Raw genomic sequence first — 25,896 nt, forward strand, 5'->3', positions numbered from 1 at the left:
TGCACTTTCTGTCCCGGCGTAAGGGGCATTTATCCGCAAATCCGCGACAGAAACTGCAAGATCGGCGAGGTCGGGGGGCGAGCGGCGCGGGCGGGGCGAGGGGCGCGGGCGGGGCGAGGGGCGAGGGGCGAGGCGCGCGTGGGTCAGGTGGGGGGCGCGGGGCGGGCTGCTCGGATCGCGGCCAGCGTGGCGTGCACGTCGAACTGGTGGCCGTCGTCGCTCTCCCAGCCGCCGTCGCTGCGCTGGGTCTCGGTCAGCCGGCGCAGCGCCCGCACCATGATCCAGTCCTGTGGGTCGACGCCGGCACGGCGCAACGTGGCCGCCAGCCACGCCACGTCCCCGGGGGACATCTTCGGCATCCGCTCGGCCAGCACCACCTGGATCCGGGCGGACTCCTGGAACATCTCCTGCCGGTGCAGCACCGCCGCGCTCAGCCAACCCGCCGCCAGGTACGACGGCCAGCCACCGTCCGGGCGCAGCCGCGCGGCGAGCGAGTGGGCCGCGGCCTGCACCACCCCGGCGTACGCACCACCGACCCGGTGGTCGAGCGGACCCGACGCCCGGGCGTCCAGCCCGGCGACGGTGAGCCAGAAGCCGGCGTTGGCCGACACGAGGAACCCGGCCTCCGGATCGCCGGGACGGGCCCACTCCGGCGCGGAGTCGGCCAGCGACGCGTCCTCTTCCCAACCGCCGTCGGCCTGCTGCCGGGACGCCAGCCAGTCCAGCGCTCGGCGGGCGGCGGGACGGCCGAGCGCCCCCAGGTCGTCCAGCTCGACGAGCCGGAAACAGGTGGCGTCGATCGAGGCGACCTCGCCGCCCCAGGTGGCCGGCCAACCGCCGTCCGGTGACTGGCCGACCTCGGCCGTCTCCAGCAACTCGGCGGGCACGGCGGTGCCGTTGCGGAGCCAGGAGAGGCGGGCACGTTCCACCGCATCCCCGTGCGCCACGACGAACCCGATCGCGGCTTCCAAGTCGACCACGGCGGAGACGCTACCTGCGCAGACGCGATGCCGCCTCAGAGAATCGGCCAGCCCGGAATGGCTGCGTCGCTCCGGCCGGACGGCCGCTCGGCGTCATCTGCGTCGATTTGCCTAAGGCGGTCGCGGGGCCGCCCCGGCGCGGCGGCGTGGCCGCGCCAGGGCCGCCCCGGCTCGATCGGTCAGTACGCGGGCAGCGACGGGTCGATCTGCTTGATCCAGGAGAGCACGCCGCCCTGCACGTGCACGGCGTCCTTGAAGCCGGCCGCCTTGAGCGCGGCGAGCGCCTCCGCCGAGCGCACGCCCGACTTGCAGTGCAGCACGATCTGCCGGTCCTGTGGCAGCTTCGAGAGGGCCTCACCGGAGATGATGTCGCCCTTGGGGATCAGGGTCGCGCCGGGGATCTGGACGATCTCGTACTCGGCCGGCTCGCGTACGTCGACGAGGAAGATGTCCTTGCCGGCGTCCTGCCACTCCTTCAGCTCAAGAGCGGTGATGGTCGAGTCGAGCGTCGCCTCCTGGGCCTCCTCGGAGACCGCGCCGCAGAAGTCCTCGTAGTCTTCCAGCAGGTCGGTGACCGTCGGGTTGTCGCCGCAGAGCGCGCAGTTCGGGTCCTTGCGGACCTTGATCTTGCGGTATTCCATCTCCAGGGCGTCGTAGACCATCAGGCGGCCGACCAGTGGCTCACCGATACCGGTGAGCAGCTTGATCGCCTCGTTCACCTGGATCGAACCGATCGACGCGCAGAGCACCCCGAGCACGCCGCCCTCGGCGCAGGAGGGAACCATGCCGGGCGGCGGCGGCTCCGGGTAGAGGCAGCGGTAGCAGGGGCCGTGCTCGGCCCAGAACACCGACGCCTGGCCGTCGAAGCGGTAGATCGACCCCCAGACGTACGGCTTACCCAGCAGCACCGCCGCGTCGTTGACCATGTAGCGGGTGGCGAAGTTGTCGGTGCCGTCGACGATCAGGTCGTACTGGGCGAAGATCTCGCGGACGTTCTCCCGGTCCAGCGCGGTGTTGTGGATCTCCACGTTCACCAGGGGGTTGATCTCGCGGATCGACGCGGCGGCGGACTCGGCCTTGGACCGGCCGATGTCGGACACGCCGTGGATGATCTGGCGCTGGAGGTTCGACTCGTCGACGGTGTCGAAGTCGATGATGCCGAGCGTGCCGACTCCGGCCGCGGCGAGGTACATCAGGGCGGGCGACCCGAGGCCACCGGCGCCGACACAGAGCACCCGGGCGTTCTTCAGCCGCTTCTGGCCGGTCACCCCGACGTCCGGAATGATCAGGTGGCGTGAGTAGCGGCGGATCTCGTCTACGGTCAGCTCGGCGGCGGGCTCGACGAGCGGGGGCAACGACACGGTGGACTCCCCGGGATCGGCGGTGTGAACCGCGCCATTGTTGCTCGCGGGAGCCCCCCTCGGCCATGAGGGACGACACGTGGTCCGGTATGCGGGAGCGGGAATAACCGACGACCCGGCGGATCAGGGGACGATGTCCCCCGCGTAGCGACGACCGTCGAGGTACGGCCAGGCGTTGGCGACGCAGCCTTGCAGCCCGTACGTCTGCTGCTGCATCACCGGGGCCGGCTCCCCCGGGCCCGGACACGCCTCGTGCTCCTCGCCGAACTCGTGGCCCACCTCGTGGTTGATGACGTAGGTCCGGTAGGTGTCCAGCGGAGCGCCGTAGTCGGGGACCGCCTCCATCCAGCGGGCCAGGTTGATGATGACCTGACCGGGCAGGCGACAGGAGGTGTAGCCCTCGGTGGTCAGCCCACCCTCGGCGCACATGCGCTCGGACGTGACCGGGGTGGCCAGGTAGATGGTGAAGTCGGCGGTCTCGGCGTCGGCCACCCGTTGCACCCGCAGCTCGTCGGACGCGATCCAACTGCGCGGGTCGGCCAGCACCTCGTCCACTCGCGAGGCGAACACGTCGGCGTCCTGGCCGGCGTCGCGTTCCACGACGACCCGGTATCGGTGCAGCGGCCCGTCCGTGCCGTGCACCGGGGTCTCACCGTCGGCTGCCGTGAAGCGTCCCGCTCCGACCGACGGATAGCCGGTGGGGGCAGGGTGCGCGGCCACCCCACCTCCGTGGCCCATTCCGCCCTGGGTGGTGGCCGGAGACTCGACCGACGGTTCGCCGCCCCGGCTCACAGTCACCCCGATGGCGGCCGCGAGCACGAGCAGACCGAGCAGCATGCTGCGACGACGACGCCGGTGCATCCGGACGAGAGCGGGACGCGCGCCCCGCACCGCCGACCGGGGTTCGGCCGGCCGGGGCGGGCCGTAAGGGGACGACGGCGTCATAGGATCAAGCCTGCCAGATTATTCGGGCATTTCTCCGTTTTCGCCGCTATTGCCGCAAGACGCCTGATGGAGGGGTCACTGGTCGGCGTGTCGTTCTCAGAGGGCGGGACCGGTGTATCGACGCCCGTTCAGGTACGGCCACGGATTGGCCCGGCAGCCGTTGAGGAAGAGCGTCTGCTGCATCATCACCGGTGCCGGCCGGCCCTTGCCGGGGCAGCGCTCGTGCCGATGCCCGAGCTGGTGACCCACCTCGTGATTGACCACGTACGTCCGGTAGACCGTCAACGGCACGCCGGCCGAGACGAAGTGCGGCACCGACAACCGCCACCGATCCAGGTTGATGATCACCTGGCCGGGCGCCCGACAGGACGTGTACGGACGGCCGTCGATCCGGATGTCGACCCCACCCTTCGCGCACATCCGACCCGCGGTCCGGGCGGTGGCCAGGTAGACGGTGAAGTCCCGAGGCGCAGCCCCCGGCACCTGCTGCAGCCGCAACCTGCCGCTGTCGACCCAACTGCCCGGCCCGGCCAGCGCCACCTCCACCGCCTCGGCGAACCCGGCGACGTCCTCGGCACTGCCCGACTCCACAGCGACCCGGTAACGCCGCAGCTCACCCGCCCGACCCAGCACCGGGCCGGAACGGGCGTCATAGCCGAACCCTCCCGTGCCCGCGCTCGGAACCGCGCCGGGCACCCGCAACACCGGCGTCGGGCTCGGCGTGACCGCGCCGGAGGGCGAAGGGGCGGGCGGCAGCGGCCCGGCCACCAGCGGCGGCGGTGCGCCGATCTCCTCAGCGGCCAACCGCTCAGCACCGGGATGCCCACCCGACCCCTCGGCGATCACGGTCACCGCTGCGGCGACGGCCACCACCACCGCCACCAGCTGGGCGAACAGCGCGAAACGTCGCCGACGGCGAGCAGGATGGCGGGCTGAGCTGAGCATCCAGGTCAGCCTGCCAGATCAGACCGCCCCGCGGCGTCCCCCGTTTCGGTGAGCAGGCCGACCACCGCGCGAGCAACCAGCCGAGGAACCTCCAACTGCGCCACATGGCCGACGCCCTCGAGCATCATCAATCGGCTGTCCGGAATGAGTCGGGCGGTCTGCGGCCCGACCCGCACGTCGACCAGACGGTCCTGCAGACCACCCACCACAAGGGTCGGCGCGCGTACCGCCTCGGCGAGGCGCCACAGCGACCCCGGCCCCCGCAGGTACGCCCGCAGGAAGCTGGAGACCAGGCCACGGAACGTCCGGACGTACGCGGCGGCGTAGTGCTCGGCCTCGTACCGCACCCGGATCTCCTCCAGCGCCTCCGCCCGGCGCTGATCGCAGATCCGGCTCAGGTCGGCGACGCACGCCTCCAGCACCTGCTGGGCCATCACCTCGGGAGCGAGCTGGGTGAGATGCCGGGCGACCAGCCGCTCACCTCGGGGAATGGCGAGCACCGGCAGCATCCGCCCCTGCAACGAGCGCCGGAAATCCAGGAACGGCAGCGCCGGGGAGATCAGGGTGAGGGTGCGGACCAGATCCGGCCGGAGCGCGGCGACCTGAACCGCGACCGCCCCACCCAGCGAATTGCCGAACAGGTGCACCGGCCCTCGACCGGAATGCTCGATCCAGCGGACGACCAGATTCGCGAAGGCCGGAATGGTGTAGCTCGGGCCCGGCTCGCTACGGCCGAAGCCGGGCAGGTCGATGGCCTGACCGTCCAGCCGGTCGGCGAGCAGACCGGCCAGGTCGGTCCAGTTCTGCGACGACCCGCCCAACCCGTGCACGTACAGCGCCGGCTCCGCCCCGGAGGCGGTGGCCGGGGTGTCCCGGACGTAGGTGACCCGGCCGTCGAGGCGGACCTCCCGGCCCGGCCACGGCGGCGGAACGCGGTCGTCGGGGAGCAGGTGGTCCGGCCAGAGGGTGGCGCGTCTCATCGCTCCAGTCTGCCTCGAACCACTCAGGACAGCAGAGCCTCCAGCCGACGGTTGACCGCCGCCAGCGTCGCCCGGACCACCGCCTGACGCGGATCACCCGCGACCAGGGCCGACCCGGCGAGCTGCTCGACCCAGCCCTCACAGACCAGCAGCGCCACGACGGTGGCCACCTCGCAGTTGCCGAAGGGCACCACCGCGGCGTGTTCGACGAAACAGCGCCCACGCTCGGCGTTCTCGGCACCGCGCAGCAACTCGTCCACCGCAGCAGCCGCCGCCACCGCGCAGAGCCGCAACACGTAACCGTCCACCGCCGGCCCGGTGGCGTACCCGGAGGCGCTTTCACCCCCGGCCAGCAGCCGGACCTCCACGTTCGCGTCCAGGCCGAAGGTGCTGACCTGCACGTGGTCGATCACCACCCGGGGCCCCGGCGTACCGCCGGTCTCCAGCGGTCGCGACGGCGCCGACTCCGTCGTGGTCACCTGACCACCGGAGTACGACGTGCCCAGTGTCGCCGGGCTACCGGTCGCGGCGCCGGCCGGCGCTGGCGAGACCGACCCTGGTTCCTCCACCGTGGCACGCCCCCGGTGCGGAGCGTTCGACCGGCGGCGGCGCGCCGGGTCCGTGCCGGTCCGTGGCTCCGGCCCGGCCGGCGGGGACTCGACCCGACCGCTTGACGGGCGGGCGACCGTCGGCGACTCGGCCGACCGGACCTCGCCGGGATCGCGCAAAGCCGCGTTTCGAGTTTCCGGGGTACGCCGCTCGGCGGGCTCGGCCGCGCGACGGCGAACCGGTGGTGGTGGCGTGCTGGGCAGGCCGGGCACGTTCTGCGGGGCCGCGGCCAACCCCATCCGCTCCTGGAGCAGGCGGGCCACCTGCCGGCTCACCTCGGCCGGGTCGGCACCGTCGGCCAGGTCCAGTCGCAGACTGTGCGCCCCCGCCGGTGTGCGGCGCAGGGCCGCGTCGCGGACACCGGCCACCTCCCGGACGGCGTCCAGGATCGCGTTGACATCGAACCCCTCGGGGCGCTCGCGCAGTGGGGCTGGCTCGTCGTCCCGGCGCAGGTGAGTAGCGATGCGGGCGAGTTCCGGGGTTTCGGCGGGTGGCTCCACGGCTGGCGGCTCCGGCACGACAGGCACGTCCGGTTCCGCGGGGACGCGCTGCGGCAGCACCACAGCGCTCGCAGCCGACTGCCGGCCGTCGTCAGCCGGGGACCTCGGGTCGGGGGCCGATCGGCGCGCCGCGTAGGCGGAGGCGGACGTCGCTGCGGACTGATCGCGGGGGCCGGAACCCTTGGTGGCGGTGGGCGGGGCCGCTGCCGTGGAGGACGGGGTGGCGTCAGTCGATGGCGAGCCGTTCACCGGTGTGGGCGGCTCGACGGGTGACGGACCGGGCTCGGGCGTCGCCGGCCGGAGCCGGAACGGCCCGGTCGGTCGGGCGTCGGGCCGGGACCGGCCCGGCGTCTCGCCCCCGTCGCCCCCACCAGCGCTGGCCGACCGGCTGGCCGGCCAGGACGGGCGCTCGACCGGGGTGGCCGGGAGCCGGCCCTCGGACCAGTCCGGCCGCTCGGCCCGGGAACTGCTCGCCGTCGGCGAACCGCCGGTCCAGGACGAGCGCTTCGCGACCGTCGACGGGCCCGCCGGAGCCGGTGGCGCGTCGGTCAGCGCGGGAGGTGGCCCGGCCGGAGCCGGAGGCGGTCCGGCGGGTGCCGGAGGTGCCGCCTCGGTCGGTGCGGGCGGGTCGGCCGATGCCGGGCTGGAGGCCCAGGAGGGTCGCGTCGGTGGGGAGCTGGCCGGTGCCGGATCGGCTCCGCCGGCCCAGGAGGGTCGCGTCGCCGCCGCGCCGGTGGCGGGCGGTTCGGAACCGCCGGCCCAGGACGGTCGTACCGGCGGCACACTGGTCGCCGCCTCGGACCCGCCGGCCCAGGACGGCCGCGCCGGCGGCAAGCTGGTCGGCGTCGGATCGGCTCCCCCGGCCCAGGAGGGCCGCGCGGGCGACGCGCTGCTGGGGTCGGAATCGGCCCCGCCGGCCCAGGACGGGCGGTCGGCCCGGGGCCCGCCGGTCGCGCCACCCGCCCACGACGGACGGTCGGCGGGCGGACCACTGGTCGGCGTCGCGCCACCCGCCCACGACGGACGGTCAGCAGGCGGACCACTGGTCGGCGTCGCGCCACCCGCCCACGACGGACGGTCGGCGGGTGGTGCGCTGGTCGGTTCGGCGGGGCGTTCCGGGGCGGACGCTGATTCGACGCGGCCGAGTTCGTACGGACGAGGCACGTCGGCGCGCACCGGCTCGTACGGACGGGGCACGTCGGCGCGCACCGGCTCGTACGGCTGGTGGGGTTCGCCGACCCAGTCCGGCGTCGGTGCGTCCCGTGCTGCCGGCTCGTCCCGTGCTGCCGGGCCAGCCGGCTCGTCGTCCTGGCGGGACCAGGGCGGGGCCCACCCGCCACCCCAGCTCGGGCGGTTCCAGCTCGGCCCCGACCAGTCGGGCTCGATGGCCGACGACTCGCCGGCCCGGTGCGTCTCGCCCGGACGGTGCGCGTCCCCGGCGCGATGCGCCTCGCCGGCGCGGGGCGTGTCTGCCGGCGGGGAGCCCTCGGAAGCGCGACCGGGCTCGCCGTCGTCGGCGGAGGCGGCCGGGCCCGGGTTGCGTCCCGTGGTCGCGGCGGGCTCGGCTGCGAGCGGATCCCGCCAGTCGCGGGGGGCGGCCGGGCTCTCGTCGGCGGTCAGCCGCTCGCCGATCGGCGCGTGGAAGCCGGGTGGAACCTCGAAACCCGACGCCGCGGTGCCGACGGGTGGCACCTGGACGGCCGGCGGGGCCGAGGTGGGCAGGCCGGGCTCGGCCCAGCGGGCGCGGTGCGCCGCAGCCGGGTCGGCGCCGGCGTGTGGGGCGGGGCCAGGGTCGGACTCGGCGGCACCCTGCTCCGTTGGCGGCGCGGGACGTTGGGCGGGCACCACGAGCCGGTCGCCGGCCGCCCCGGGACGGCTCTCGGCGGGCAGCCCGGGCGGCGCGCTCACCGGTGTGGGGCGCCCCGCGGGCGGTTCGAGCCCGGGGTGGTGCGCGCCGTTGACGTCGTCCGGCTGACGCGCGCCGTTGACGTGGTGGCCGTTGGCGCGGGCCGGCGACTCCGGGTCGCCCGACCGCCCGACCAGCGGGGATGGCAGATCACCGTGCCGTGGCGAGGAGGTTCGCCAGCCCGACGCGGGGTCGGGCTGCCAGCGCGGCGCCTCATCCCGGGCGTCCTCGTGGTCGGCGGCTCGGGGCCACCCACCCGCCTGAGGCGCCCACCCACTGACGGAACGGCTCGGGTCGTCGTGCTGACCCGCTCCGTCACCGTGCTCTCCCGGGGTGGCGGCTCCGGGTTGCCCTGTTTCACTCACCGCGCGCTCCTTGGTCGCCCCCGCTGAGGCTACCGTGTGCCGAGAGTGGCGATAAGTTACAGCGGCGGGCCATTTCCACGACCGAGGTCACGGGCCTCGCCCGGTCTGGGGGGAAAATGCCGGCTCGTACGGAGAACTCGGAGGATCCCATGACCGCTGTGGGGAACGGTGCACAGACCGCTGGCCGGCCCACCCGCCTGCCTCGCTCCGCGCGTCGTAAGCAGCTTCTCGCTGCGGCGCAGGAGGTGTTCGTCGCGCAGGGCTACCACGCCGCCGCGATGGACGACATCGCCGAGCGAGCCGGGGTCTCGAAGCCGGTGCTCTACCAACACTTTCCCGGAAAGATGGATCTCTACCTGGCGTTGCTCGACACGCACTGTGACGCCATCGTCGCTCAGGTGCAGGATGCGATGCGCGGCACCAGCGACAACAAGGAACGGGTCAGCGCGTCGGTACGGGCGTACTTCGACTTCGTCGACCACGAGAGCGAGGCGTTCCGGCTCGTCTTCGAGTCGGATCTGCGCAACGACCCGGCCGTACGGCAGCGGGTGGAGCGGGTCGAGCAGGGCTGCATCGCGGCGATCACCGACACCATCATCTCCGACACCGGGGTGAGCCGGGCGCACGCCGAGCTGCTCGCCTCCGGGCTGGTCGGCGCGGCGGAGACGGCCGCACAGTTCTGGCTGGCCGGCGGCCGGCAGGTGCCGAAGGCCGAAGCTGAGGCGTTGGTGGCCGCACTGTCGTGGCGGGGCATCGCGAGCTTCCCGCTGCAAGGTGAGTCAGCCTGACCGCCGGGCCCGTGATCGGATAGCCTTCGCAGGGCGGTTCTCTCGCCCCAGTTGAGGAGGCACAGTGGAGGTCAAGATCGGCGTGCAGTACGCGCCACGCGAGCTGGTAGTGGACAGCGCGCAGTCGCCGGCCGAGATCGAGCAGATCGTGACCGACGCCTTCGCCGGCAACGGCGGCACGCTCTCCCTGACCGACGAGAAGGGCCGGCGGGTCATCGTTCCGGTCGAGAAGGTCGCCTACGTCGAGATCGCCGAGGCGTCGCCCCGGGCGGTCGGGTTCACCGTCCGCTGACCGGTCCGGCCATCGCGGCAGGTCGGCACTCGGCCCACCTGCCGCAGGCCGGCCCGGCCCGGCCGGGTGGTCAGTTGTTCAGCCCGGCGGCGGCCATGCGCGCGGTGTGCGCGGTGGTGAGCCTGCCGAAGAGCCCCGCCACGTCGACCCGGCCGTCGCGCGCGATCAGCGCGGTGAGGGTGGCCCGCTCGGCGGCGACGCGTCCGGCCTGGGACAACGCCTCACCGACCAGCCGCCGGGCCCACATGGAGAGCCGACCGGCCACCCGGGGGTCGTCGGCGACGGCCACCCTGATCTCCGCCGCGGCGAACTCCGCGTACCGGGAGTCGTGCAGGACCTCCAGCACCAGCGCCCGGTCCGGTTCCTCCAGCGCGTCGGCGATCTCGCGAACGAAGTCGTCGGTGATCGCGTCGCCCACGTACGCCTTCGTGACCACCTCCGCCCAGTCCCGCGGCTCCGTCGAGTCGTGGTACGCCTGCAACGGCTCGATATAGGGCGCCATCGCGTCCTCGGGCGGCACGCCCAACGCGGTGAGCCGGTCGGCGAGGCGCCGGTAGTTGGCGATCTCGACCGCGGCCATCTCGTTCAGCGCGGCCCGGCGGCGCAGGTCGGGAGCGAGCCGCGCATCGCCCGCCATCCGCTCGAAGGCCAGCAGCTCACCGAAGGCGACCAGACCGAGCAGGTCGGCGTACGCGGAACCGGAGGCGGACACGAGCGGCAGGCTATCGCGTGGTCGCCCTCCGCGTCGCCCCCGCCGATCATGGACTTGTGGTGCCGAATTAGTGGAGATTTGAGCTTTTTGCCCACCACCACAACTCCATGATCGGCCCCGGCGGCGGGCGGGGCGTGAGCGCAGGCAGGCGACGGGCGGCGCGGGCGGGGCACAGGGGCGCGCGGGGATGGGAGGTGGGGCTGGTGTGGCGTGGGTCACAATTACTTGCCCCGCGTGGCGAGTGGCCGGCTGGGAATCGGGACGGGGGTATGCCTGTTCAGGTAACATGGAGCAGTTGCCGTGGGCGCCGATCTGATCGAAGCTCAGCCCGCGGCGCGCGTGCGGCCCGGTCCGGCTCGGCAATCTGCCGCCGACCGTGTGGCCCGCGTCATACCGAACGCGCCCTGAGGACATGACGGGCGCACCCACGAGAGGGCACCCCCACATCCAGATGAGCGACCTGACTCAAGATTTGCTGGACGGCCAGGAACTGGCCCCCACCGCCCCGGTTCGACCGGAGGCCCCCACGTTCGCCGCACTCGGCGCCCGCGCCGAGACCGTCGAGGCCCTGGCCTCGGCCGGCATCACCCGCGCCTTCGCCATCCAGGAGTACGCGATCCCGATCGCGCTGCGCGGCGTCGACCTGATCGGCCAGGCGCCCACCGGCACCGGCAAGACCCTCGGCTTCGGCGTACCGCTGCTCGACCGGGTCTTCGCCCCGGGCGAGGGCGGCGACGGTGTTCCCCAGGCGCTGGTCGTCGTCCCCACCCGTGAGCTGGGCATCCAGGTCGCCAAGGACCTGGCCGCCGCCGGACGCACGCGCGGCGTCCGGGTGCTTCCGATCTACGGCGGCGTCGCGTACGAGCCGCAGATCGACGCGCTGCGCAAGGGCGTCGAGATCCTGGTCGGCACGCCCGGCCGACTGATGGACCTGCAGAAGCAGAAGCACCTCCGGCTCGACCGGGTGCACGCGCTCGTCCTCGACGAGGCCGACCGGATGCTCGATCTGGGCTTCCTCGACGACGTCGAGAAGATCCTGGCGATGCTTCCGGAAGACCGGCAGACGATGCTCTTCTCGGCCACCATGCCGGACCCGATCGTCACCCTGTCGCGGCGCTTCCTGCGCCAGCCGATGACGATCCACGCCGGGCACACCGCCGAGACCGGCCCGTCGCCGCAGACCCAGCAGTTGGTCTACCGCACCCACTCGATGAACAAGGTCGAGGTGGTGGCGCGCATCCTCCAGGCGGAGGGCCGCGGGCTGACCATGATCTTCACGCGTACGAAGCGGGCGGCCGACCGGGTCGCCGAGGATCTCGACTTCCGTGGGTTCGCGGTCGCCGCCGTGCATGGTGACCTCGGCCAGGGCGCCCGTGAGCGGGCGCTGCGGGCCTTCCGGGCCGGCAAGATCGACATCCTGGTCGCCACCGACGTGGCGGCCCGTGGGCTGGACGTCACCGGCGTCACCCACGTCATCAACTACGACTGCCCGGAAGACCAGGACACCTACACCCACCGGATCGGTCGTACCGGCCGGGCCGGCGCGACGGGTGTCGCGGTGACCTTCGTCGACTGGGACGACATGCCGCGCTGGCGGATCATCGACAAGACCCTCGGTCTGGAGATGCCGGAGCCGCCGGAGACGTACCACACGTCGCCGCACCTCTACACCGACCTGCACATCTCCACCGAGGTCAGCGGCACGCTGCCCACGGCAGAGCGCACCCGGGCCGGGCTGTCCGCCGAGATCGAAGAGGATCTGGGTGGGACGACCCGCTCCCGTCGGGGCGACAACGGTGGTCGGGGGTCCCGGCGCGGCGAGAGCCGTGGCGAGGGTCGCGGCGAGCGCCGCGGTCGGGGTGACGGCCGCCGCGACCGCTCCGACGCCGGCTCGCCGGCCGCCGCCGAGGCACCTGCGGCCGATGCCGCCGACGAAGGCACCCGTACCCCCCGCCGCCGGCGTCGCCGTCGGGCCGGCGAGGTGGTCGCGGCCGAGACGACCGCGGTGATCTCCGCCGACGCCGGCCCGTCCGAGCCGGCCACCGCGTCCGACGGCGAGGCGTCCAAGCCGCGCCGCCGACGCCGCCGCCGTGATGGCGGTTCCGGTGCGGGTACGCCGGCAGAGGCGACAGCCGACTGACCACCAGCCACACCTGACATCCCCCGCACCGCCTCGCGCGGTACGGGGGATGTTCCCTTCTCCCACCCCACCTGCCGAAGATGGAACGATGCCGCAACCACTGGACGCCGCCCTGACCGAGGTTCGGGCGCTGCTGCTCGACCCCGCGCTGACCCGGGCGGTCGCCGCCGGACGTCGACGCGGTCGCCGCCCCACAGTTGAGCGGGCCGAACTGCGGCCGGTACGGCTCAAGGCCGGGCCCCGGATGCAGATCACCACGTCCGACGGTGCTCGCCCCTACACCCGCAACCTCGCCTCCGGTCCGGAGGCCGCCGCGGCGATCGACGAACTGCTGGCCGAGCCGTTCGGCAACTGGCACGTCGAGACGGCCGACGCGACCCTGCAACTGCGGGTGACCAAGTCGGGTGAGGCACAGGTGCACCGGGCCGCGACGTCCCGTCCGGCGGCGACGCCCACCGGGAACGACCGGGCGAAGGAATACCTGCTCGACCCCGGTGACCCGATCTTCGCCGAGATCGGCGGGTCGGCGGCCAAGCGCCGCCAGGTGGACGCGTTCCTGCGGGCCCTGGCCGCGACCCTGCCCGACGACCTGACCGGTCCGCTACGGGTGGTCGACCTGGGCTGCGGCAACGCCTACCTGACGTTCGCCGCGTACCGCTACCTGACCGGTCGGGGGCTCGACGTCCACCTGGTCGGCGTGGACGTCCGGGAGGACCAGCGGCGGCGCAACACCGAGTTGGCGCAACGGTTGGGTTGGGCGAACCAGGTCAGCTTCGTGGCCGGGACGATCGCCGACGCCGTCGTCGACCCCGCCCCCGACCTGGTGCTGGCGCTGCACGCCTGCGACACCGCCACCGACGAGGCGCTGGCCCGCGCGGTGCGCTGGGAGGCCCGCTGGGTGCTGGCCGCGCCGTGCTGCCACCACGACCTGGCGAAGCAGCTCCGCGCCCATCCCGCTCCGGCCCCGTACGAGATGCTGACCCGGCAGGGCATCCTGCGCGAGCGCTTCGCCGACGTGCTCACCGACGCGCTGCGCGCCGGGTTGCTGCGGGTGCACGGCTACCGAACCGAGGTGGTGGAGTTCGTGGACTCGCAGCACACCCCGCGTAACCTGCTGATCCGCGCCCGTCGCACCGGCGCCGGGGCGACCGGGCCTCAGCGCGCGGAGTACCGCGCGCTGGTGGACCAGTGGCAGGTCACGCCCCGGCTGGAGACCCTGCTGGCCGCCGGAGAGGCACCCGCTCAGCCCCTAGGCACCTAGCGTCGGCGGTCCCGGCCACCGTTGCGCTCGCTGGCGGCACGGTCGAGGACCGACACCCGGTCGGCGGCGGGCCGCTGGCCGGCCCAGTCACCGTCGCCCGGGGTGGTCGGGAATGGCACGACCTTGCCCTCGGTCCCGGCGTTGCCGGCCGCCGCGAAGGCGTTCCACGATATGTCGACCAGCAGCTTCTTCACCTCGGCGTGCCGGATGGCGGCGTTGTGTTGCAACGCCATCCGGGCACCGAGCAGCACAGCGACCAGCGTGGTGGTGATGGCGCCGGTGGCAGCCAGCACCTGGAGACCGGTCGCGGAGTCGGTGCGGAGCACCAGGACCAGCAACCAGATCCAGAACGCGGCGGCGAAGACGCCGGCCTTGGCGACGAAGAAGAGGCTCACCGCACCGGGCTGGTACGGCTGGGGGCGGCTCGATTCGGCCATGGTGCTCCTCGGCGATGGTCCGGTCGCAGGCGGCAGGGGACGGACGCGATGTCGGGACGGGCACCGAGCTTAATCGAAGAACGATGAAGATCGCTCGATGCAATTTTCGTTCTGCACACACGCTTCCAGAGAAAAGTCTCGCCCACGGGACAGTTTGTGCGGTCAGTCAATTGTTTCCGGCTCCTCGCGTACTACCCTCGGGAGGCGCATCGTCCCGGTGCTCCGGCAGGGGGGAAGACACGCAGGGATGGGATCAGCCGACGTATCACCGCAGATGGCCTTCGCCCGCTTCGTCCGGCGCGCCATCGATGACGCTCGCGAGGAACGAGGCTGGACCGTGACTGACCTTGCCTCACACACGGGCGTCGGCCGCTCCACCGTCTTCCGCTGGCTGGCCGGCGACTGGCAGGACTATCCCGAATTGGCCAAGGTGCGCGGCTTCTGCAGCGCGCTGGATCTGCCGGTCGCTGCCGCGTTCCGCGCGCTCGGGCTGCCCGACGCCGGTCACGCGCCCCGCCGACGCCACGACGACGGCCCGGTCGAGGCCGACGTCCGGGCCATCCTGGACCGACTGGCCGACCCCACGGTCCCCGCCGAGGAGAAGCACCACATCCGCGACCTGCTCCGCTACCTGGCCCGCCGCCCCAACCGCCGAGCCAGCTAACCCCCCCACCCCCCGCCCCGCGCCCACCCCTTGCAGCCGTTGATCATGAAGTTATTGCCACGACACGCCGAGGCGAAGGGCAATAACTTCATGATCAACGGGGGGTGGGCCCGGGGAGGTGGGGTTAGGGGACGGTCAGGGTGAACTCGGCCGTTCGGACTTCCGCGTCCACCTGGAAGTCGAGGTAGAGGCGGTAGCGACCCGGGCCCGGGGTGGTCAACCAGAACTTGATCTGACCGTCCACCAACTCGGTCTCCGGGTGCACGTGCAGATAGCCGAGGTCGCCCTCGCGCAACGCCACCAGGTGCCCGTACGCCCCGAGGTACCGCTCCAACTTCGCTGCGCCATCAGCGCCGTCCACCCGGAAGGTCAGCGGCACTGTCGCCCCGGCCTGCGCGGTGCCCTGGTAGCCGACGGTGAAGCCGTCGACGGTCGTCGAGGTGGCCGGCCCCGGCAGGGGACGGGGTCGGTAGTCGCCGGGGGCCACCAGGTCCGCGCCGAGGGTCACGGCGGTCTGCGCGCCGCTGTCCGCGACCACCGTGAAATCGGCGTACGCGCGCCAGAGGCCGGGCTGCGCGAGGGTCAACGGCACCGACCACGTGCCGTCCGCCGCCATGCTCGGGTGCAGGTGCTGGTAACCGGTCAGGTCCCGCCGGACGACGATCAGGTGCATCGGCTTGTCGTGCACGATGGCGAACCGGGTGATCGGCCGCCGCTGCGCGTCGCGCACCTGGAAGCGGAGCTGACCGGGGCGACCCGCCGCGAACTCGGTGGCCAGGGGCACCAGGGTGAACCCGGCCGAGCTGACCGCCAGACCGCCCGGCTCGACGGCCGCTCCCTGATCGGTGGCGGTGGCACTGCCGTGGTTGTGCGGCGCGACGCCCGGTGGGTCGGTGTGCTCGGCGGCCAACGACGGGCTGCCGGTGGCGGCACCGTTGGCGTTCAGCCGGCCGAGGCCGAAGCCGAGCAGCACGGCCAGCACCAGCCCGCCGACCACCAACGCCAGCCGGAGGGTGCTCCGGTCCGGCTCGACGGGGCCCTGGTCAGCCACGACCGACGCCCAGCGCCTCGCTGGCCTCGCCGCCAGCGGTCCTGCCGGCGACGGTGCGCGCACGGGTGAAGGGCTGCCGGTCGGTCATGCCGACCACGGTACCGCCGCGCTCCGCCGGGTCAGGCCGACGCCCGGACAGCGTGGCGACCGTCGCACTCGACACCGCCCGGGAACTTTCCCACCCCGAGCGGCGCGGACCACGCCACAGCGCCGGGCAACACCCCCGACCACGGCGCGGACCACGCCACAGCGCGCCCGGCGACACCCCGACCACGGCACCGACCACGCCACAGCGCCCGGCAACACCCCAAACAAGCACCGACCACGGCGCCGACCACGCCACAGCGCCCGGCAACGCCCCGAGCACGGCGCCGACCACGGCACGGACCACGCCGCAGCGCCGGGCGGGCACGGACCACGGCGCAGACCGGACCATCGCCGAGGACTGGCCTCGCGACCGACGTGCCGGCAGCGGGTCAGCCGGCCACGGCGAGGGCGAGCGGGAGCACGTCGGTCGCGCCGGCGCGACGCAGGGCTCGGGCCACCAGCGTCATCGTCCAGCCCGAGTCGATCAGGTCGTCGACGAGCAGCACCGGGCCGTCCAGCCCGGCCAGGGCGTCGGACAGGTCGGCCGGCACGGTGAAGGCGTCGTGCAGCGCGCGTACCCGTTGGGCGCTGTTGCCGCGCGGCCCGGCCGGGCCGTCGGGACCGGCCGCGGTGACCTCACCGAGCAGCGGCAGCCGGCCCACTGTGGCGATCCGCTCGGCCAGCGAGCCGAGCAGCCGGGGCCGCCGCCGGGAACCGACCGCGACCACCGCCGCCGGCCGGCGGGGCCACGGGTCGTCGCCATGCGCCCACGCCTTCAGCACCTCCACGACCGCGCCGGCCACGTCGTCGGGCACCGGAGCGTCCGGCGCGTCCGGGCCGACGAGGGCACGCAGCCGGCCACCCCAACCCAGGTCGGAGAGGCGCCCGACGGCCCGGCCCGGCAGCGCCTGCTCCGCGGGGGCGATGCGGCCCTTGAGGGGTACGCCCACCGCGTCGAGCCCGGTCGGCCAGAGCTTCTTCGGAGCGATCTCCACGCCGGGTCGACCCAGGAAGGTCTGCGCGGCGGCGAGCGCTGCCGTCGACACGTCCGCGGCGAAGAGGGGGTCGGCGCACCTGTCGCAGCGACCGCAGTCGACCGCCTCGGTGTCGTCCAGGCGTTCCCGTAGATACCGCATCCGGCAGTCGGACGTCGTCGCGTACTCCCGCATGGCCTGTTGCTCGACGGTGCGCGCCTCGGCGACGCGGCGCAACCGGGCCTCGTCGTAGACCCACGGCTCGCCGGTGGCGAGCCAACCACCGCGCACCCGACGGACCGCGCCGTCCACGTCGAGCACCTTGAGCATCAGCTCCAACCGGGCCCGGCGCAGGTCGACGAGGGGTTCGAGGGCCTGGGTGGAGAGCGGGCGGTCGGTGTGCAGGGCGGCCAGCACGGCCCGGACCTGCTGCTCCGGTGGGAACGCCAGCGAGGCGAAGTACCGCCAGATCGCGGCGTCCTCGACGCCGGGCAGCAGCAGCACCTCGGCATGCTCGACGGCGCGACCCGCGCGGCCGACCTGCTGGTAGTACGCGATCGGCGAGGGCGGCGCGCCGAGGTGGACGACGAAGCCCAGGTCGGGTTTGTCGAAGCCCATGCCGAGGGCGCTGGTGGCGACCAACGCCTTGATCTTGTTGTCGAGCAGGTCCTGTTCGGCGGCGCGCCGGTCGGCGTCGTCGGACTGCCCGCTGTACGAGGCGACCGGGTAGCCCCGGGAGCGCAGGAACTCGGCGGTCTCCCCCGCTGCCGCCACGGTCAGCGTGTAGACGATGCCCGAGCCGGGCAGCTGGTCCAGGTGGTCGGCGAGCCAGGCCAGCCGGTGCGCCGGGCTGGGCAGGTCGAGCACCCCGAGGCGCAGCGACTCGCGGTCCAGGGTGCCGCGCAGGATGAGGGCGTCGCCCAGTTGCTCGGCGACGTCCTGGGTGACCCGGGCGTTGGCGGTGGCGGTGGTCGCCAGCACGGGGGTGCGCTCGGGCAGCTCGGCGAGGAACGTCCGCAGCCGCCGGTAGTCCGGTCGGAAGTCGTGCCCCCAGTCGGAGACGCAGTGCGCCTCGTCGACGACCAGCAGGCCGGTGGTGGCGGCCAACTTCGGCAGCACGCCGTCGCGGAAATCCGGGTTGTTGAGCCGTTCCGGGCTGATCAGCAGCACGTCCACCGCGCCGGTCTGGATCTCGGCGGTGATCTCGTCCCACTCGTCGAGGTTCGCCGAGTTGATCGTGCGGGCCCGGATGCCGGCGCGCGCGGCGGCCTCGACCTGGTTGCGCATCAACGCCAGCAGCGGCGAGACGATGACCGTCGGGCCGTGCTCCCCCCGCTCCCGCAGCAGGGCGGTGGCCACGAAGTAGACAGCCGACTTGCCCCAACCGGTGCGCTGGACGCAGAGCACGCGCCGCCGGTCGACGACCAGCGCCTCGATCGCGCGCCACTGATCCTCGCGCAGCCGGGCGTGGTCACCGGCCAGCCGGCGCAGCACCGCCTCGGCCCGTTCACGTACCGCTGCCCGCTCTGCTGTCTCCACCCGGCATTTCTACCAGCGCCGCCCGTCACACCCCTGTTGATCAAGAGGTTTGCGTCACCATCCGGTCGGATTCTGACGCAAACCTCTTGATCAACGCTTAACGGCGGGGGCGGAGGGCTTTGGTCAGGTGGGAGAGGCGGGGGGCCAGGCTCGTTAGGCCGCCGGGGAAGAAGTAGACGGCCAGGATGAATACCGTGCCCAGGACGAACAGGGGCTGGCTCAGTGGGCGGCTGAGGACGGCCGGCAGGTTGTCTACCGCGTCGCTCGTGCCGAAGGCGGTGAGCCGGTGGTCCAGGTACATGTAGAGGACACCACCGAGCACCGGACCCCAGCGGGTGCCCGGCCCGCCGAGCACCACCATGACCAGCAGCGACAGGGTCAGCTCGGAGGACGTGATGTGCGGCGACGCGCCGCCGACGATCAGGACGTAGACCACCCCGCCCGCCGACGCCAACCCGCCGGCCAGGGTGAACGCCACCAGCTTGTAGCGGTACGGGTCCAGCCCGAGCACGCCGATCCGCCGCTCGTCGTCGCGCAGCCCGGCGAGCACCCGACCGGTCGGTGAGCCGCTCACCCGGTGCACCACGAAGACCACCAGCGTCAGGTACGCCAGCGCCAACCAGTACAGGTTGACCGTGTTCGTCACCCCGACCAGGCCGGCGGGCAGCCCGGACACGTCCAGCGGCAGGCCCTCCTCACCGCCGGTGAGCCCGCCGAAGTCCCGGGCCACCAGGATCGCGCCCACCTGGGCGAAGGCCAACGTGACCATGGCGAACGCGATGCCCACGGTACGCAGCGCCACCGCGCCGAGCAGAGCGGCGAGGATGGTGCCGCCGGTGACGGTCAGCAGCGCCGCCTGCCACAGCGGCAGACCGGCCCGGGTGACCAGGATGTCGGTGCCGTAGACACCGGCGGCGAAGTACAGCGCGTGCCCGAAGGAGAGCATCCCGGTCCGGCCGAAGAGCAGGTCGTACCCGGCCGCCAGCCCACCGAAGATCAGGCAGATGGCGAGAATCTGCAGGGTGCCGGGTGAGTTGACCGGCCCCTCGAAGATCCCCGGCAGGGAGATCGTCGAGTACGGCAGGATCGCCAGCACGACAAGCGCCACCAGCGGCAGGAACGGGCGGACCCGGTGCCACCGCCCCCGCTGCGGGGTCAACTCGTCGGGCACCTGCGCGGGAGGAGCGTCGATCACCGTCATGCCGTTGCCACCTTTCCGGCGATGCCCTGCGGGCGCAGCAGCAGCACCACGGCCAGCAGCCCGACCACGCAGATGTCGCCCAGCCCGGATGTGCCGTAGTAGTTGACGAACTGCTGCACCAGCCCGACCACGACCGCCGCGTACGCGGAGCCGACGACCGAGCCCATTCCGCCGATCACCACCACGATGAACGCGAAGATCAGCAGCGAGCCGCCCTGCCCCGGCGAGACGGTGCCGAAGTAGACCCCGCCGAGCGCACCGGCGAGCGCCGCAGCCGCCCCACCGATCGCGAACACCAGCGTGAACGCCTTGCGGACGTCGATGCCCAGCGCGGTCACCATCTCCCGGTTCTCCACCCCGGCCCGGATCACCAGGCCGTACCGGGTCCACCGGAGGAACGCCAGGATCGCGCCGAGCACCAGCACCGCCGCGATGATCAGCAGCAGACCACCGTTGGGCACCTGCGCGCCGAGGATCCCGGTCACCTGCCGGGTCCAGTCCGGGCGCGGGAACGGCCGGGCGTCCGCACCCCAGGTGGCCTGGAGCAACGCCACCCCGGCCAGCGACAACCCGACGGTGACCAGCACCTGCTCGATGGTGCGGGAGTACAGCGGGCGGATCAGCACCAGCTCGACCAGGATCGCGACCAGTGTGCCGGCGGCCACCCCGAAGGCGACAGCGACCACGAAGCCGAACCCGTCCGGGCCGGCGCCCGGCAGGTTGCCCGCCGCCCACCAGGTGCCGTACGCGCCCACGCCGAGGAACAGCCCGTGCGCGAAGTTGAGCACGTCGGCCAGACCGAAGACCAGGGACAGGCCGGAGGCGACCAGGAAGTACAGCGCCGCCAGGCCGAGCCCGGTCAACGCCAACAGGATCACGGTGCCCATCAGTGCTGGTCCTCCCTCGCGACTGCGGGGCTCGCAAGCTCACTCCTCGCGCTCGGCGCAGACACCTCCGCCGAGCCGACACCGAGCAGCGACTTCGTCAACGCGGTCTCCAACAGCAACTCGTGGGCGTCGCCGGTCCAGGCCACCTTGCCGGCGGCCAGCACGACCGCGTCGCGGGCCAGTCGGCGTACGACGGCGAGGTTCTGCTCGACCAGCAGCACCGGCACCGACTCCGCGACCCGTTCCAACACCTCGGCCACCTCGGTCACCACCTTCGGCGCCAACCCCTTGGTCGGCTCGTCGACGAGCAGCAGCCGGTTGTCGTTGAGCAGCACCCGACCGATGGCGAGCATCTGCTGCTGCCCGCCGGAGAGCGAACCGGCCCGTTGCCGTCCGCGCCGGTCCAGCTCGGGAAAGAGCGCGAAGACCTTGTCGTACGCCGGGGTGGTGCCGCGCCGCTCGGCGAGCCGCAGGTTCTCCGCGACGGTGAGCCCGGCGAACACGCAGCGGTCCTCGGGCACGTAGCCGAGCCCACCGCGGACCAGCCGGTGCGTCGGCCGGGTCAGCAGACTCTGCGCGCCCATCCGGATGGTGCCGCGGACCTCCCCGGCGGGCGGGGTGAGGCCGACGATCGCGCGCAGCGTGGTGGTCTTGCCGACGCCGTTGCGACCGAGCAGCACCGTCACACCGGTCGGGGCGACGGTGAAGGACACCCCCTGGAGGATGTGCAGCCCGGAGATCCGGACCGACAGGTCCTCCACACTGAGGATCGGTTCACTTATCACAGCGACTCCCCCAGGTAGGCCTCTTGCACCGTGGGGTTGGCCATCACCGTCTCCGGGGTGTCGCAGGCCAGCAGCGCACCGTGGTGCATGACGGCGATGCGGTCGGCCAGTTCCAGGATGACGTCCATGTGGTGTTCGACCATCAACACCGCCCGGCCGCTGTCGCCGGTCAACGACTTGATGACGGCGACCAGTTCCGGCACGTCCTCGGCGCTGACCCCGGCCATCGGCTCGTCCAGCAGCATCACCCGCGGTTCACCGGCGAGCAGCAGGGCGATCTCCAGCTTGCGCTTCTCGCCGTGGGCCAGGGTGCCGGCGAGGGCCGTACCCCGGTGGGCGAGGCCGACCCGGTCGAGCGCCGCGTCGGCGGCGACGGCGACCTCCCGGTCGGCCGCCGCCCGCCGCCACAGTGCCATCGAGCCCCCGCGGTGCGCCTGCACGGCGAGCCGGACGTTCTCCCGCACGCTCAGCGAGCCGAAGACCGAGGACGCCTGGAAGGTACGGCCCAGGCCGAGGCGGGCCCGCCGGTGCGGCGGAAGCGCCCCGATGTCCTGCCCGTCGAGAACGACCCGGCCCTCGGTGGCCCGGCGCAGGCCGGTGATCAGGTTGAACAGTGAGGTCTTACCGGCGCCGTTCGGCCCGATGACGCCCAGGAACTCCCCGGGCGCCAGGTCGAGGTAGACGCTGTCGACGATGGCGACCTCACCGATCCGCCAGGTCAGACCGCGGGTGGCGAGCATGGTCAGCCCTTCATGGCCACGGCCGGCGGCGCGGTCTCGTCACCGGTGAGGCTCTTCTGCGCGGTCGCCGTGAACGCGGTGCCGCTGCCGGCCAGCTTGGCCTGGAACATCGGCTGGAGCAGCGCGTGGTCGGCGGCCCGGATGGTCATCTTGCCCTTGACCCCGTCGAAGCTCCACCCCTCCAGGGCGGTGACCATCTTGTCGACGTCGTCCCCACCCTCCTGCGCGGCCCGAACCACCATCTGCGCGGCGGCGAAGCCGTCCGGGTGGAACAGGTCGATGGTGTTGACCTTGGCCTTCAACGCCTTGCTGGCCTCGGTGTCGCTGGCGCCGTCGAAGTAGTGCGACAGGAAGGAGATCTTCGCGCCGGCCGCACCGAAGGTCGGCCACGAGGCGCGGATGTCCAGGCCGGTGACGACAGTGGTGGACGAGAGGACGCCCTGCTGGTCGAGGGTCTGCCACATGGCCGGGGCGGTCGTGCCCGCCCACGCCACGAAGAGCAGGTCCGGCTTGGCGGCCTTGATCTGGCTGGCGAACGGGGTGAACTCGGTGGCACTGGCCGGGGCCCGGACGCTGCTCACCGTCGCGCCCGCGCTGCCGATGACGGCCTTGACGGCGGCCTCGTTGGCGTCACCGAACGCGCCGTCCTGAGCGAAGACCACCACCTTCTTGCCGGTGGGGTCGCCGATGAAGGACTTGGCGGTCACCACGTCCTGGTACGACTGCCGACCGGAGCGGAAGGTGTACTTGTTCGCGCCGGTCACCGCGTCCGTGGCGGCCGGGCCGGAGATGAACAGCACCTTGTTCTGCGCCGCGATCGGCGCCACCTGGAGCGCCACACCGGAGGCGGTGGAGCCAGCGATGATCTTCGTGCCCTTGCCGATCAGGTCCTTCGCCGCGGAGACCGCCTTGGCCGGATCGCCCGCGTCGTCGACCTCGGTCAGCTCGATCTTCCGGTCACCGACCTTGCCGGTGCCCTGGGTGGCGAAGTCCAGCCCCGCCTTGAACCCCTCGATGTACTGCTTGCCGTAACTGGCCAGGGCTCCCGACTGGGAGTACACCAGGCCGACCTTGACCGGCGCGGCACTGTCGCCGCCGCCGGTGGCGGTGTCCTGCGGGCTGCCACAGGCCGTGGCGGCCAACGCCGCGGCCATCATCGTGGCGGCGGAGAGGAACGCCCGCCGCGTCGTCCGGACCGTCATTGCGACTCCACATGAGGACTCAGAGGGAGAGAACTTCTTCGTGACGGCTCACGCTAGAAGTGACGTCACCCACGAGCTATGTGGCGGAAACACACAAGTAACAGGAATGAGGTGGCCGGAGGTTACAACGGGCCCCACTAGCAGTCGGGAGCCCCTGCCCTCGATGGCCCGAACCGCCACGGACCACCCGAGCCGTGTGTCGTCCCGCGCCATTCGCCCGGTTCGGTCAGCCGCAGGGCCCGTGGTGGGCAGCCGCACGCGAGCAGCGCCGCCGATCGTGGAGCGGGCTGTCACAGAAGACCCGATGACGTACGCGCTGAGCGTCCTCCTCGGACACCGTCGTCTCCGCCCGATCGACGTCGACGAGGAACCCAGCGCTCAGCCCGACCGGTAACGCCGCCCGAGCGCGCCCCCGCAGGCCGAGCAGGCGAAGATCGCCACTTCGCCGATGTCGCTCCCTCAGCCCGCCGCAGACAGCCACCTCGCCGATCATGCAGTTGTGGTGGGCAACAAAACGCCCCCGAACTGCCAACCCGGGCACCACAACTCCATGATCGCCCGCGCCGCGCTGTCCCTGCCCCGCGATCTTGCACTTCCTGTCCCGACATAAGCTGCATTCCACCCATGTCGACAACCGAAACCGCAAGATCGGCGCGATCTTCCCGCTCCACCTGCGGTGCTCGACCAGGGAGCCCCTGTCCAGGGTTAGCGCGGGCGGACCGGGGCCACCGCGGGCGGACGGGGGCGGGTGCGATTCGTTTGCGGCATCAGCTCCATAGCGTCGGGGGGTGATGCCCGCACCCCGCAGGCGGCACCGTCCGGCGGGCGGGCACAGGGCTGGCCCGCCGTCCGGGTGGCGACGACGGGCCAGCGTGAGGGCGCCCGCAGCGTCTTCAGCTCGGCGAGGGTGAAGTCCTCGGTGAACCACCCGGTCACCGCGACACCGTCGATGGTCTTCGTCGCCTTACGCGCCGCGAACTCCGCGCGGGTCGACACGTCGGTGGTGCCGGAGATCTCGGGTCGAGAGGGTACGTCGCAACGCCGTCCCCTGTCATCGATGGTCCGGGTAAGCAGACCGCCCGTGATTTGCCAGGAGTTGGTCGATGGCTGGCCGGCAGATGAATCTCCGGAATGCCCGTTCCCACTCCAGGGGAGCGGGAGGACAGGAAGATTGTCTGGTGCACCGGTTCTTCCGCAATCCCGTGCGGCTGGTGCCGTTCGCGTTCCTGGTGCCGATCCTGCTCGGTACCGGGTTGCTCATGGCGCGCTGGGCGACCGCCGAACAGGTACGCCCACCCGTGGTCACGGCACTCTTCACCGCCACCTCGGCCGTGTCGGTCACCGGCATGGCCATCACCGACACGCCGAACTACTGGTCCGGCTGGGGCCTGCTGGTGATCACTCTGCTCACCCAGCTCGGCGGCCTCGGCATCCTCACCGTCGCCGCGTTGGTCATCCTGGTTGTCTCCAGTCAGCTCGGACTGCGCAACCGGTTGCTGGTGCAGGCCGAGACGGCGGAGTTCGGCCTCGGTGACGTGGGCCGGTTGCTCCGCCGGATCGCACTGACCGTCTTCGCCTGCGAGGCGGTGATGACAGCGCTGGTCACCGGTCGACTCTGGCTGACCTACGACTACTCGTTCTCCGAAGCCCTCTGGTCGGGTGTCTTCCATGCCGTGCAGGCGTTCAACAACGGTGGCTTCGCGCTCTACACCGATGGCCTACTGGCCTTCAGCCGCGACCCGTGGGTGTCGCTGCCCCTGGCGATCGGCGCGATCATCGGCGGTCTGGGCTTTCCCGCCCTCTTCGAGGCGGTCCGCGAATGGCGGCAGCCGATCCGCTGGGCGGTGGCGACGAAGTTGACCATCTGGGGCAGCGTGGTGCTGCTGCTGCTCGGCTTCGGTGGCCTGCTCGCCGCAGAATGGACCAACGCGAGCACGATCGGCCAGTACGACGTACCCGGGAAGATCCTCGCGTCGTTCACCCAGATCGCGCTGAGCCGCACCGGCGGCTTCAGCGTCCTGGACATCACCGCTCTCCAGGAGGAGAGCTATCCCCTGCTGATCGTGCTGATGTTCATCGGCGGCGGCAGCGCCAGCACGGCCGGGGGCATCAAGGTCTCCACGTTCTTCCTGCTGGCGTTCACCATCTGGGCGGAGCTGCGCGGTGAGCCCGACGTGACGATCGGGCACCGGCGGGTGGCCACTGCGAGCCAGCGGCAGGCGATCACCGTGGCGCTGCTCAGCGTCGCGTTGGTGATGGCCGGAACCATGCTGTTGCTGCTGCTCACCGAGGGCGTCCGCTTCGTCGCGGCCCTGTTCGAGATCACCTCGGCGTTCAGCACCACCGGTCTGACCATCGGTCTGGCCGCCGAACTGCCGGCCGGCGGCCAAGTGGCGCTGACCGTGCTGATGTTCATCGGCCGCGTCGGGACGCTCACCCTCGGGTCGGCGATCGCCCTGAACACCCGACGCCGGCTCTACCGCTACCCCCAGGAGCAACCCATTGTCGGCTAGGGCGTGTCTCGCCGGCCCGCGCACCGGCTACG

21 protein-coding genes and 1 pseudogene are annotated in these 25,896 nt (G+C 72.5%); 6 read left to right on the plus strand and 16 right to left on the minus strand.

Features of this window, described 5'->3' with window-relative positions:
* Window positions 1–143: 143 nt before the first annotated feature.
* From ACZ6NZ_RS14625 to ACZ6NZ_RS14650, 6 genes are all read right to left on the minus strand, one after another.
* Window positions 144–1,031: a prenyltransferase/squalene oxidase repeat-containing protein gene (locus tag ACZ6NZ_RS14625; RefSeq protein ID WP_465858868.1), complete on the minus strand. Its 888-nt coding sequence runs from the start codon at window positions 1,029–1,031 to the stop codon at window positions 144–146.
* Between the two features lie 128 nt (window positions 1,032–1,159).
* Window positions 1,160–2,341 (minus strand): adenylyltransferase/sulfurtransferase MoeZ, encoded by a 1,182-nt coding sequence (gene moeZ, locus ACZ6NZ_RS14630; protein WP_465858590.1) that lies wholly within the window; start codon window positions 2,339–2,341, stop codon window positions 1,160–1,162.
* A gap of 123 nt (window positions 2,342–2,464) precedes the next feature.
* The gene (locus tag ACZ6NZ_RS14635; RefSeq protein WP_465858591.1) at window positions 2,465–3,286 is read right to left on the minus strand and encodes a DUF3152 domain-containing protein; all 822 of its coding nucleotides are present in this window, start codon (window positions 3,284–3,286) and stop codon (window positions 2,465–2,467) included.
* A gap of 96 nt (window positions 3,287–3,382) precedes the next feature.
* Window positions 3,383–4,231 carry a DUF3152 domain-containing protein gene (locus ACZ6NZ_RS14640; protein WP_465858592.1) on the minus strand — a complete coding sequence of 283 codons (849 nt, stop codon included), beginning with the start codon at window positions 4,229–4,231 and terminating at the stop codon, window positions 3,383–3,385.
* 5 nt (window positions 4,232–4,236) lie between these two features.
* Window positions 4,237–5,211: an alpha/beta fold hydrolase gene (locus ACZ6NZ_RS14645; protein WP_465858593.1), complete on the minus strand. Its 975-nt coding sequence runs from the start codon at window positions 5,209–5,211 to the stop codon at window positions 4,237–4,239.
* A gap of 23 nt (window positions 5,212–5,234) precedes the next feature.
* On the minus strand, window positions 5,235–7,103 hold the full coding sequence (locus tag ACZ6NZ_RS14650) for a hypothetical protein (protein WP_465858869.1): 1,869 nt from the start codon (window positions 7,101–7,103) through the stop codon (window positions 5,235–5,237).
* A 1,637-nt stretch (window positions 7,104–8,740) separates the two neighbouring features.
* On the opposite strand from ACZ6NZ_RS14650, the gene ACZ6NZ_RS14655 reads away from it, so the two are divergent.
* Window positions 8,741–9,379, plus strand: coding sequence for a TetR/AcrR family transcriptional regulator (locus tag ACZ6NZ_RS14655; RefSeq protein ID WP_465858594.1), 639 nt, complete (start codon window positions 8,741–8,743; stop codon window positions 9,377–9,379).
* A 64-nt stretch (window positions 9,380–9,443) separates the two neighbouring features.
* Complete coding sequence (locus ACZ6NZ_RS14660) at window positions 9,444–9,671, plus strand: DUF3107 domain-containing protein (RefSeq protein WP_179781071.1); 228 nt, start codon at window positions 9,444–9,446, stop codon at window positions 9,669–9,671.
* 70 nt (window positions 9,672–9,741) lie between these two features.
* Here ACZ6NZ_RS14660 and ACZ6NZ_RS14665 read toward each other — a convergent pair whose 3' ends face one another.
* A complete protein-coding gene (locus tag ACZ6NZ_RS14665; RefSeq protein ID WP_465858595.1) occupies window positions 9,742–10,383 on the minus strand; it encodes a ferritin-like fold-containing protein in 642 nt (213 codons plus the stop codon).
* Window positions 10,384–10,834: 451 nt separating this feature from the next.
* On the opposite strand from ACZ6NZ_RS14665, the gene ACZ6NZ_RS14670 reads away from it, so the two are divergent.
* Together ACZ6NZ_RS14670 and ACZ6NZ_RS14675 are read left to right on the plus strand one after the other, a co-directional pair.
* Entirely contained in the window at window positions 10,835–12,523 is a 1,689-nt protein-coding gene (locus tag ACZ6NZ_RS14670) for a DEAD/DEAH box helicase (protein WP_465858596.1), read from the plus strand.
* Between the two features lie 88 nt (window positions 12,524–12,611).
* The gene (locus tag ACZ6NZ_RS14675) at window positions 12,612–13,784 is read left to right on the plus strand and encodes a class I SAM-dependent methyltransferase (protein WP_465858597.1); all 1,173 of its coding nucleotides are present in this window, start codon (window positions 12,612–12,614) and stop codon (window positions 13,782–13,784) included.
* Here the strand turns inward: ACZ6NZ_RS14675 and ACZ6NZ_RS14680 are convergent.
* Complete coding sequence (locus tag ACZ6NZ_RS14680) at window positions 13,781–14,221, minus strand: hypothetical protein (protein ID WP_366612786.1); 441 nt, start codon at window positions 14,219–14,221, stop codon at window positions 13,781–13,783. The two genes, ACZ6NZ_RS14675 and ACZ6NZ_RS14680, sit on opposite strands and share 4 nt — an antisense overlap.
* 247 nt (window positions 14,222–14,468) lie before the next feature.
* On the opposite strand from ACZ6NZ_RS14680, the gene ACZ6NZ_RS14685 reads away from it, so the two are divergent.
* Complete coding sequence (locus tag ACZ6NZ_RS14685; RefSeq protein ID WP_465858598.1) at window positions 14,469–14,885, plus strand: helix-turn-helix domain-containing protein; 417 nt, start codon at window positions 14,469–14,471, stop codon at window positions 14,883–14,885.
* Window positions 14,886–15,009: 124 nt separating this feature from the next.
* On the opposite strand, the gene ACZ6NZ_RS14690 is transcribed toward ACZ6NZ_RS14685, so the two are convergent.
* From ACZ6NZ_RS14690 to ACZ6NZ_RS14725, 8 genes and pseudogenes are all read right to left on the minus strand, one after another.
* Window positions 15,010–15,936, minus strand: a complete 927-nt coding sequence (locus ACZ6NZ_RS14690; protein ID WP_465858599.1) for a hypothetical protein — start codon at window positions 15,934–15,936, stop codon at window positions 15,010–15,012.
* A gap of 476 nt (window positions 15,937–16,412) precedes the next feature.
* Window positions 16,413–18,536 carry a RecQ family ATP-dependent DNA helicase gene (locus tag ACZ6NZ_RS14695; RefSeq protein WP_465858600.1) on the minus strand — a complete coding sequence of 708 codons (2,124 nt, stop codon included), beginning with the start codon at window positions 18,534–18,536 and terminating at the stop codon, window positions 16,413–16,415.
* A 97-nt stretch (window positions 18,537–18,633) separates the two neighbouring features.
* Window positions 18,634–19,737, minus strand: coding sequence for a branched-chain amino acid ABC transporter permease (locus tag ACZ6NZ_RS14700; protein WP_366610632.1), 1,104 nt, complete (start codon window positions 19,735–19,737; stop codon window positions 18,634–18,636).
* Complete coding sequence (locus tag ACZ6NZ_RS14705; protein ID WP_366610633.1) at window positions 19,734–20,624, minus strand: branched-chain amino acid ABC transporter permease; 891 nt, start codon at window positions 20,622–20,624, stop codon at window positions 19,734–19,736. Before ACZ6NZ_RS14705 ends, ACZ6NZ_RS14700 begins: the two co-directional genes overlap by 4 nt.
* Window positions 20,624–21,406 (minus strand): ABC transporter ATP-binding protein, encoded by a 783-nt coding sequence (locus ACZ6NZ_RS14710; RefSeq protein ID WP_366610969.1) that lies wholly within the window; start codon window positions 21,404–21,406, stop codon window positions 20,624–20,626. The genes ACZ6NZ_RS14705 and ACZ6NZ_RS14710 overlap by 1 nt, the downstream gene beginning before the upstream one ends.
* The gene (locus ACZ6NZ_RS14715; protein WP_355005715.1) at window positions 21,406–22,149 is read right to left on the minus strand and encodes an ABC transporter ATP-binding protein; all 744 of its coding nucleotides are present in this window, start codon (window positions 22,147–22,149) and stop codon (window positions 21,406–21,408) included. Before ACZ6NZ_RS14715 ends, ACZ6NZ_RS14710 begins: the two co-directional genes overlap by 1 nt.
* Window positions 22,150–22,151: 2 nt before the next feature.
* Entirely contained in the window at window positions 22,152–23,351 is a 1,200-nt protein-coding gene (locus tag ACZ6NZ_RS14720; RefSeq protein ID WP_366610637.1) for a substrate-binding domain-containing protein, read from the minus strand.
* Between the two features lie 858 nt (window positions 23,352–24,209).
* Window positions 24,210–24,368, minus strand: a pseudogene (locus ACZ6NZ_RS14725) (glycerophosphodiester phosphodiesterase); the annotation flags it as partial.
* 161 nt (window positions 24,369–24,529) lie between these two features.
* Between ACZ6NZ_RS14725 and ACZ6NZ_RS14730 the strand changes: the two are divergent.
* A complete protein-coding gene (locus ACZ6NZ_RS14730; protein ID WP_465858601.1) occupies window positions 24,530–25,864 on the plus strand; it encodes a TrkH family potassium uptake protein in 1,335 nt (444 codons plus the stop codon).
* Window positions 25,865–25,896 lie beyond the last annotated feature (32 nt).

The sequence above is a fragment of the Micromonospora sp. NPDC047756 genome (assembly GCF_055587245.1).

Coding starts and splice junctions, on each gene's coding strand:
- ACZ6NZ_RS14635 (WP_465858591.1), bottom strand. CDS start 3,286: ATGACGCCGTCGTCCCCTTACGGCCCGCCCCGGCCGGCCGAACCCCGG.
- ACZ6NZ_RS14640 (WP_465858592.1), bottom strand. CDS start 4,231: ATGCTCAGCTCAGCCCGCCATCCTGCTCGCCGTCGGCGACGTTTCGCG.
- ACZ6NZ_RS14645 (WP_465858593.1), bottom strand. CDS start 5,211: ATGAGACGCGCCACCCTCTGGCCGGACCACCTGCTCCCCGACGACCGC.
- ACZ6NZ_RS14655 (WP_465858594.1), top strand. CDS start 8,741: ATGACCGCTGTGGGGAACGGTGCACAGACCGCTGGCCGGCCCACCCGC.
- ACZ6NZ_RS14670 (WP_465858596.1), top strand. CDS start 10,835: ATGAGCGACCTGACTCAAGATTTGCTGGACGGCCAGGAACTGGCCCCC.
- ACZ6NZ_RS14675 (WP_465858597.1), top strand. CDS start 12,612: ATGCCGCAACCACTGGACGCCGCCCTGACCGAGGTTCGGGCGCTGCTG.
- ACZ6NZ_RS14680 (WP_366612786.1), bottom strand. CDS start 14,221: ATGGCCGAATCGAGCCGCCCCCAGCCGTACCAGCCCGGTGCGGTGAGC.
- ACZ6NZ_RS14685 (WP_465858598.1), top strand. CDS start 14,469: ATGGGATCAGCCGACGTATCACCGCAGATGGCCTTCGCCCGCTTCGTC.
- ACZ6NZ_RS14700 (WP_366610632.1), bottom strand. CDS start 19,737: ATGACGGTGATCGACGCTCCTCCCGCGCAGGTGCCCGACGAGTTGACC.
- ACZ6NZ_RS14705 (WP_366610633.1), bottom strand. CDS start 20,624: ATGGGCACCGTGATCCTGTTGGCGTTGACCGGGCTCGGCCTGGCGGCG.
- ACZ6NZ_RS14715 (WP_355005715.1), bottom strand. CDS start 22,149: ATGCTCGCCACCCGCGGTCTGACCTGGCGGATCGGTGAGGTCGCCATC.
- ACZ6NZ_RS14720 (WP_366610637.1), bottom strand. CDS start 23,351: ATGACGGTCCGGACGACGCGGCGGGCGTTCCTCTCCGCCGCCACGATG.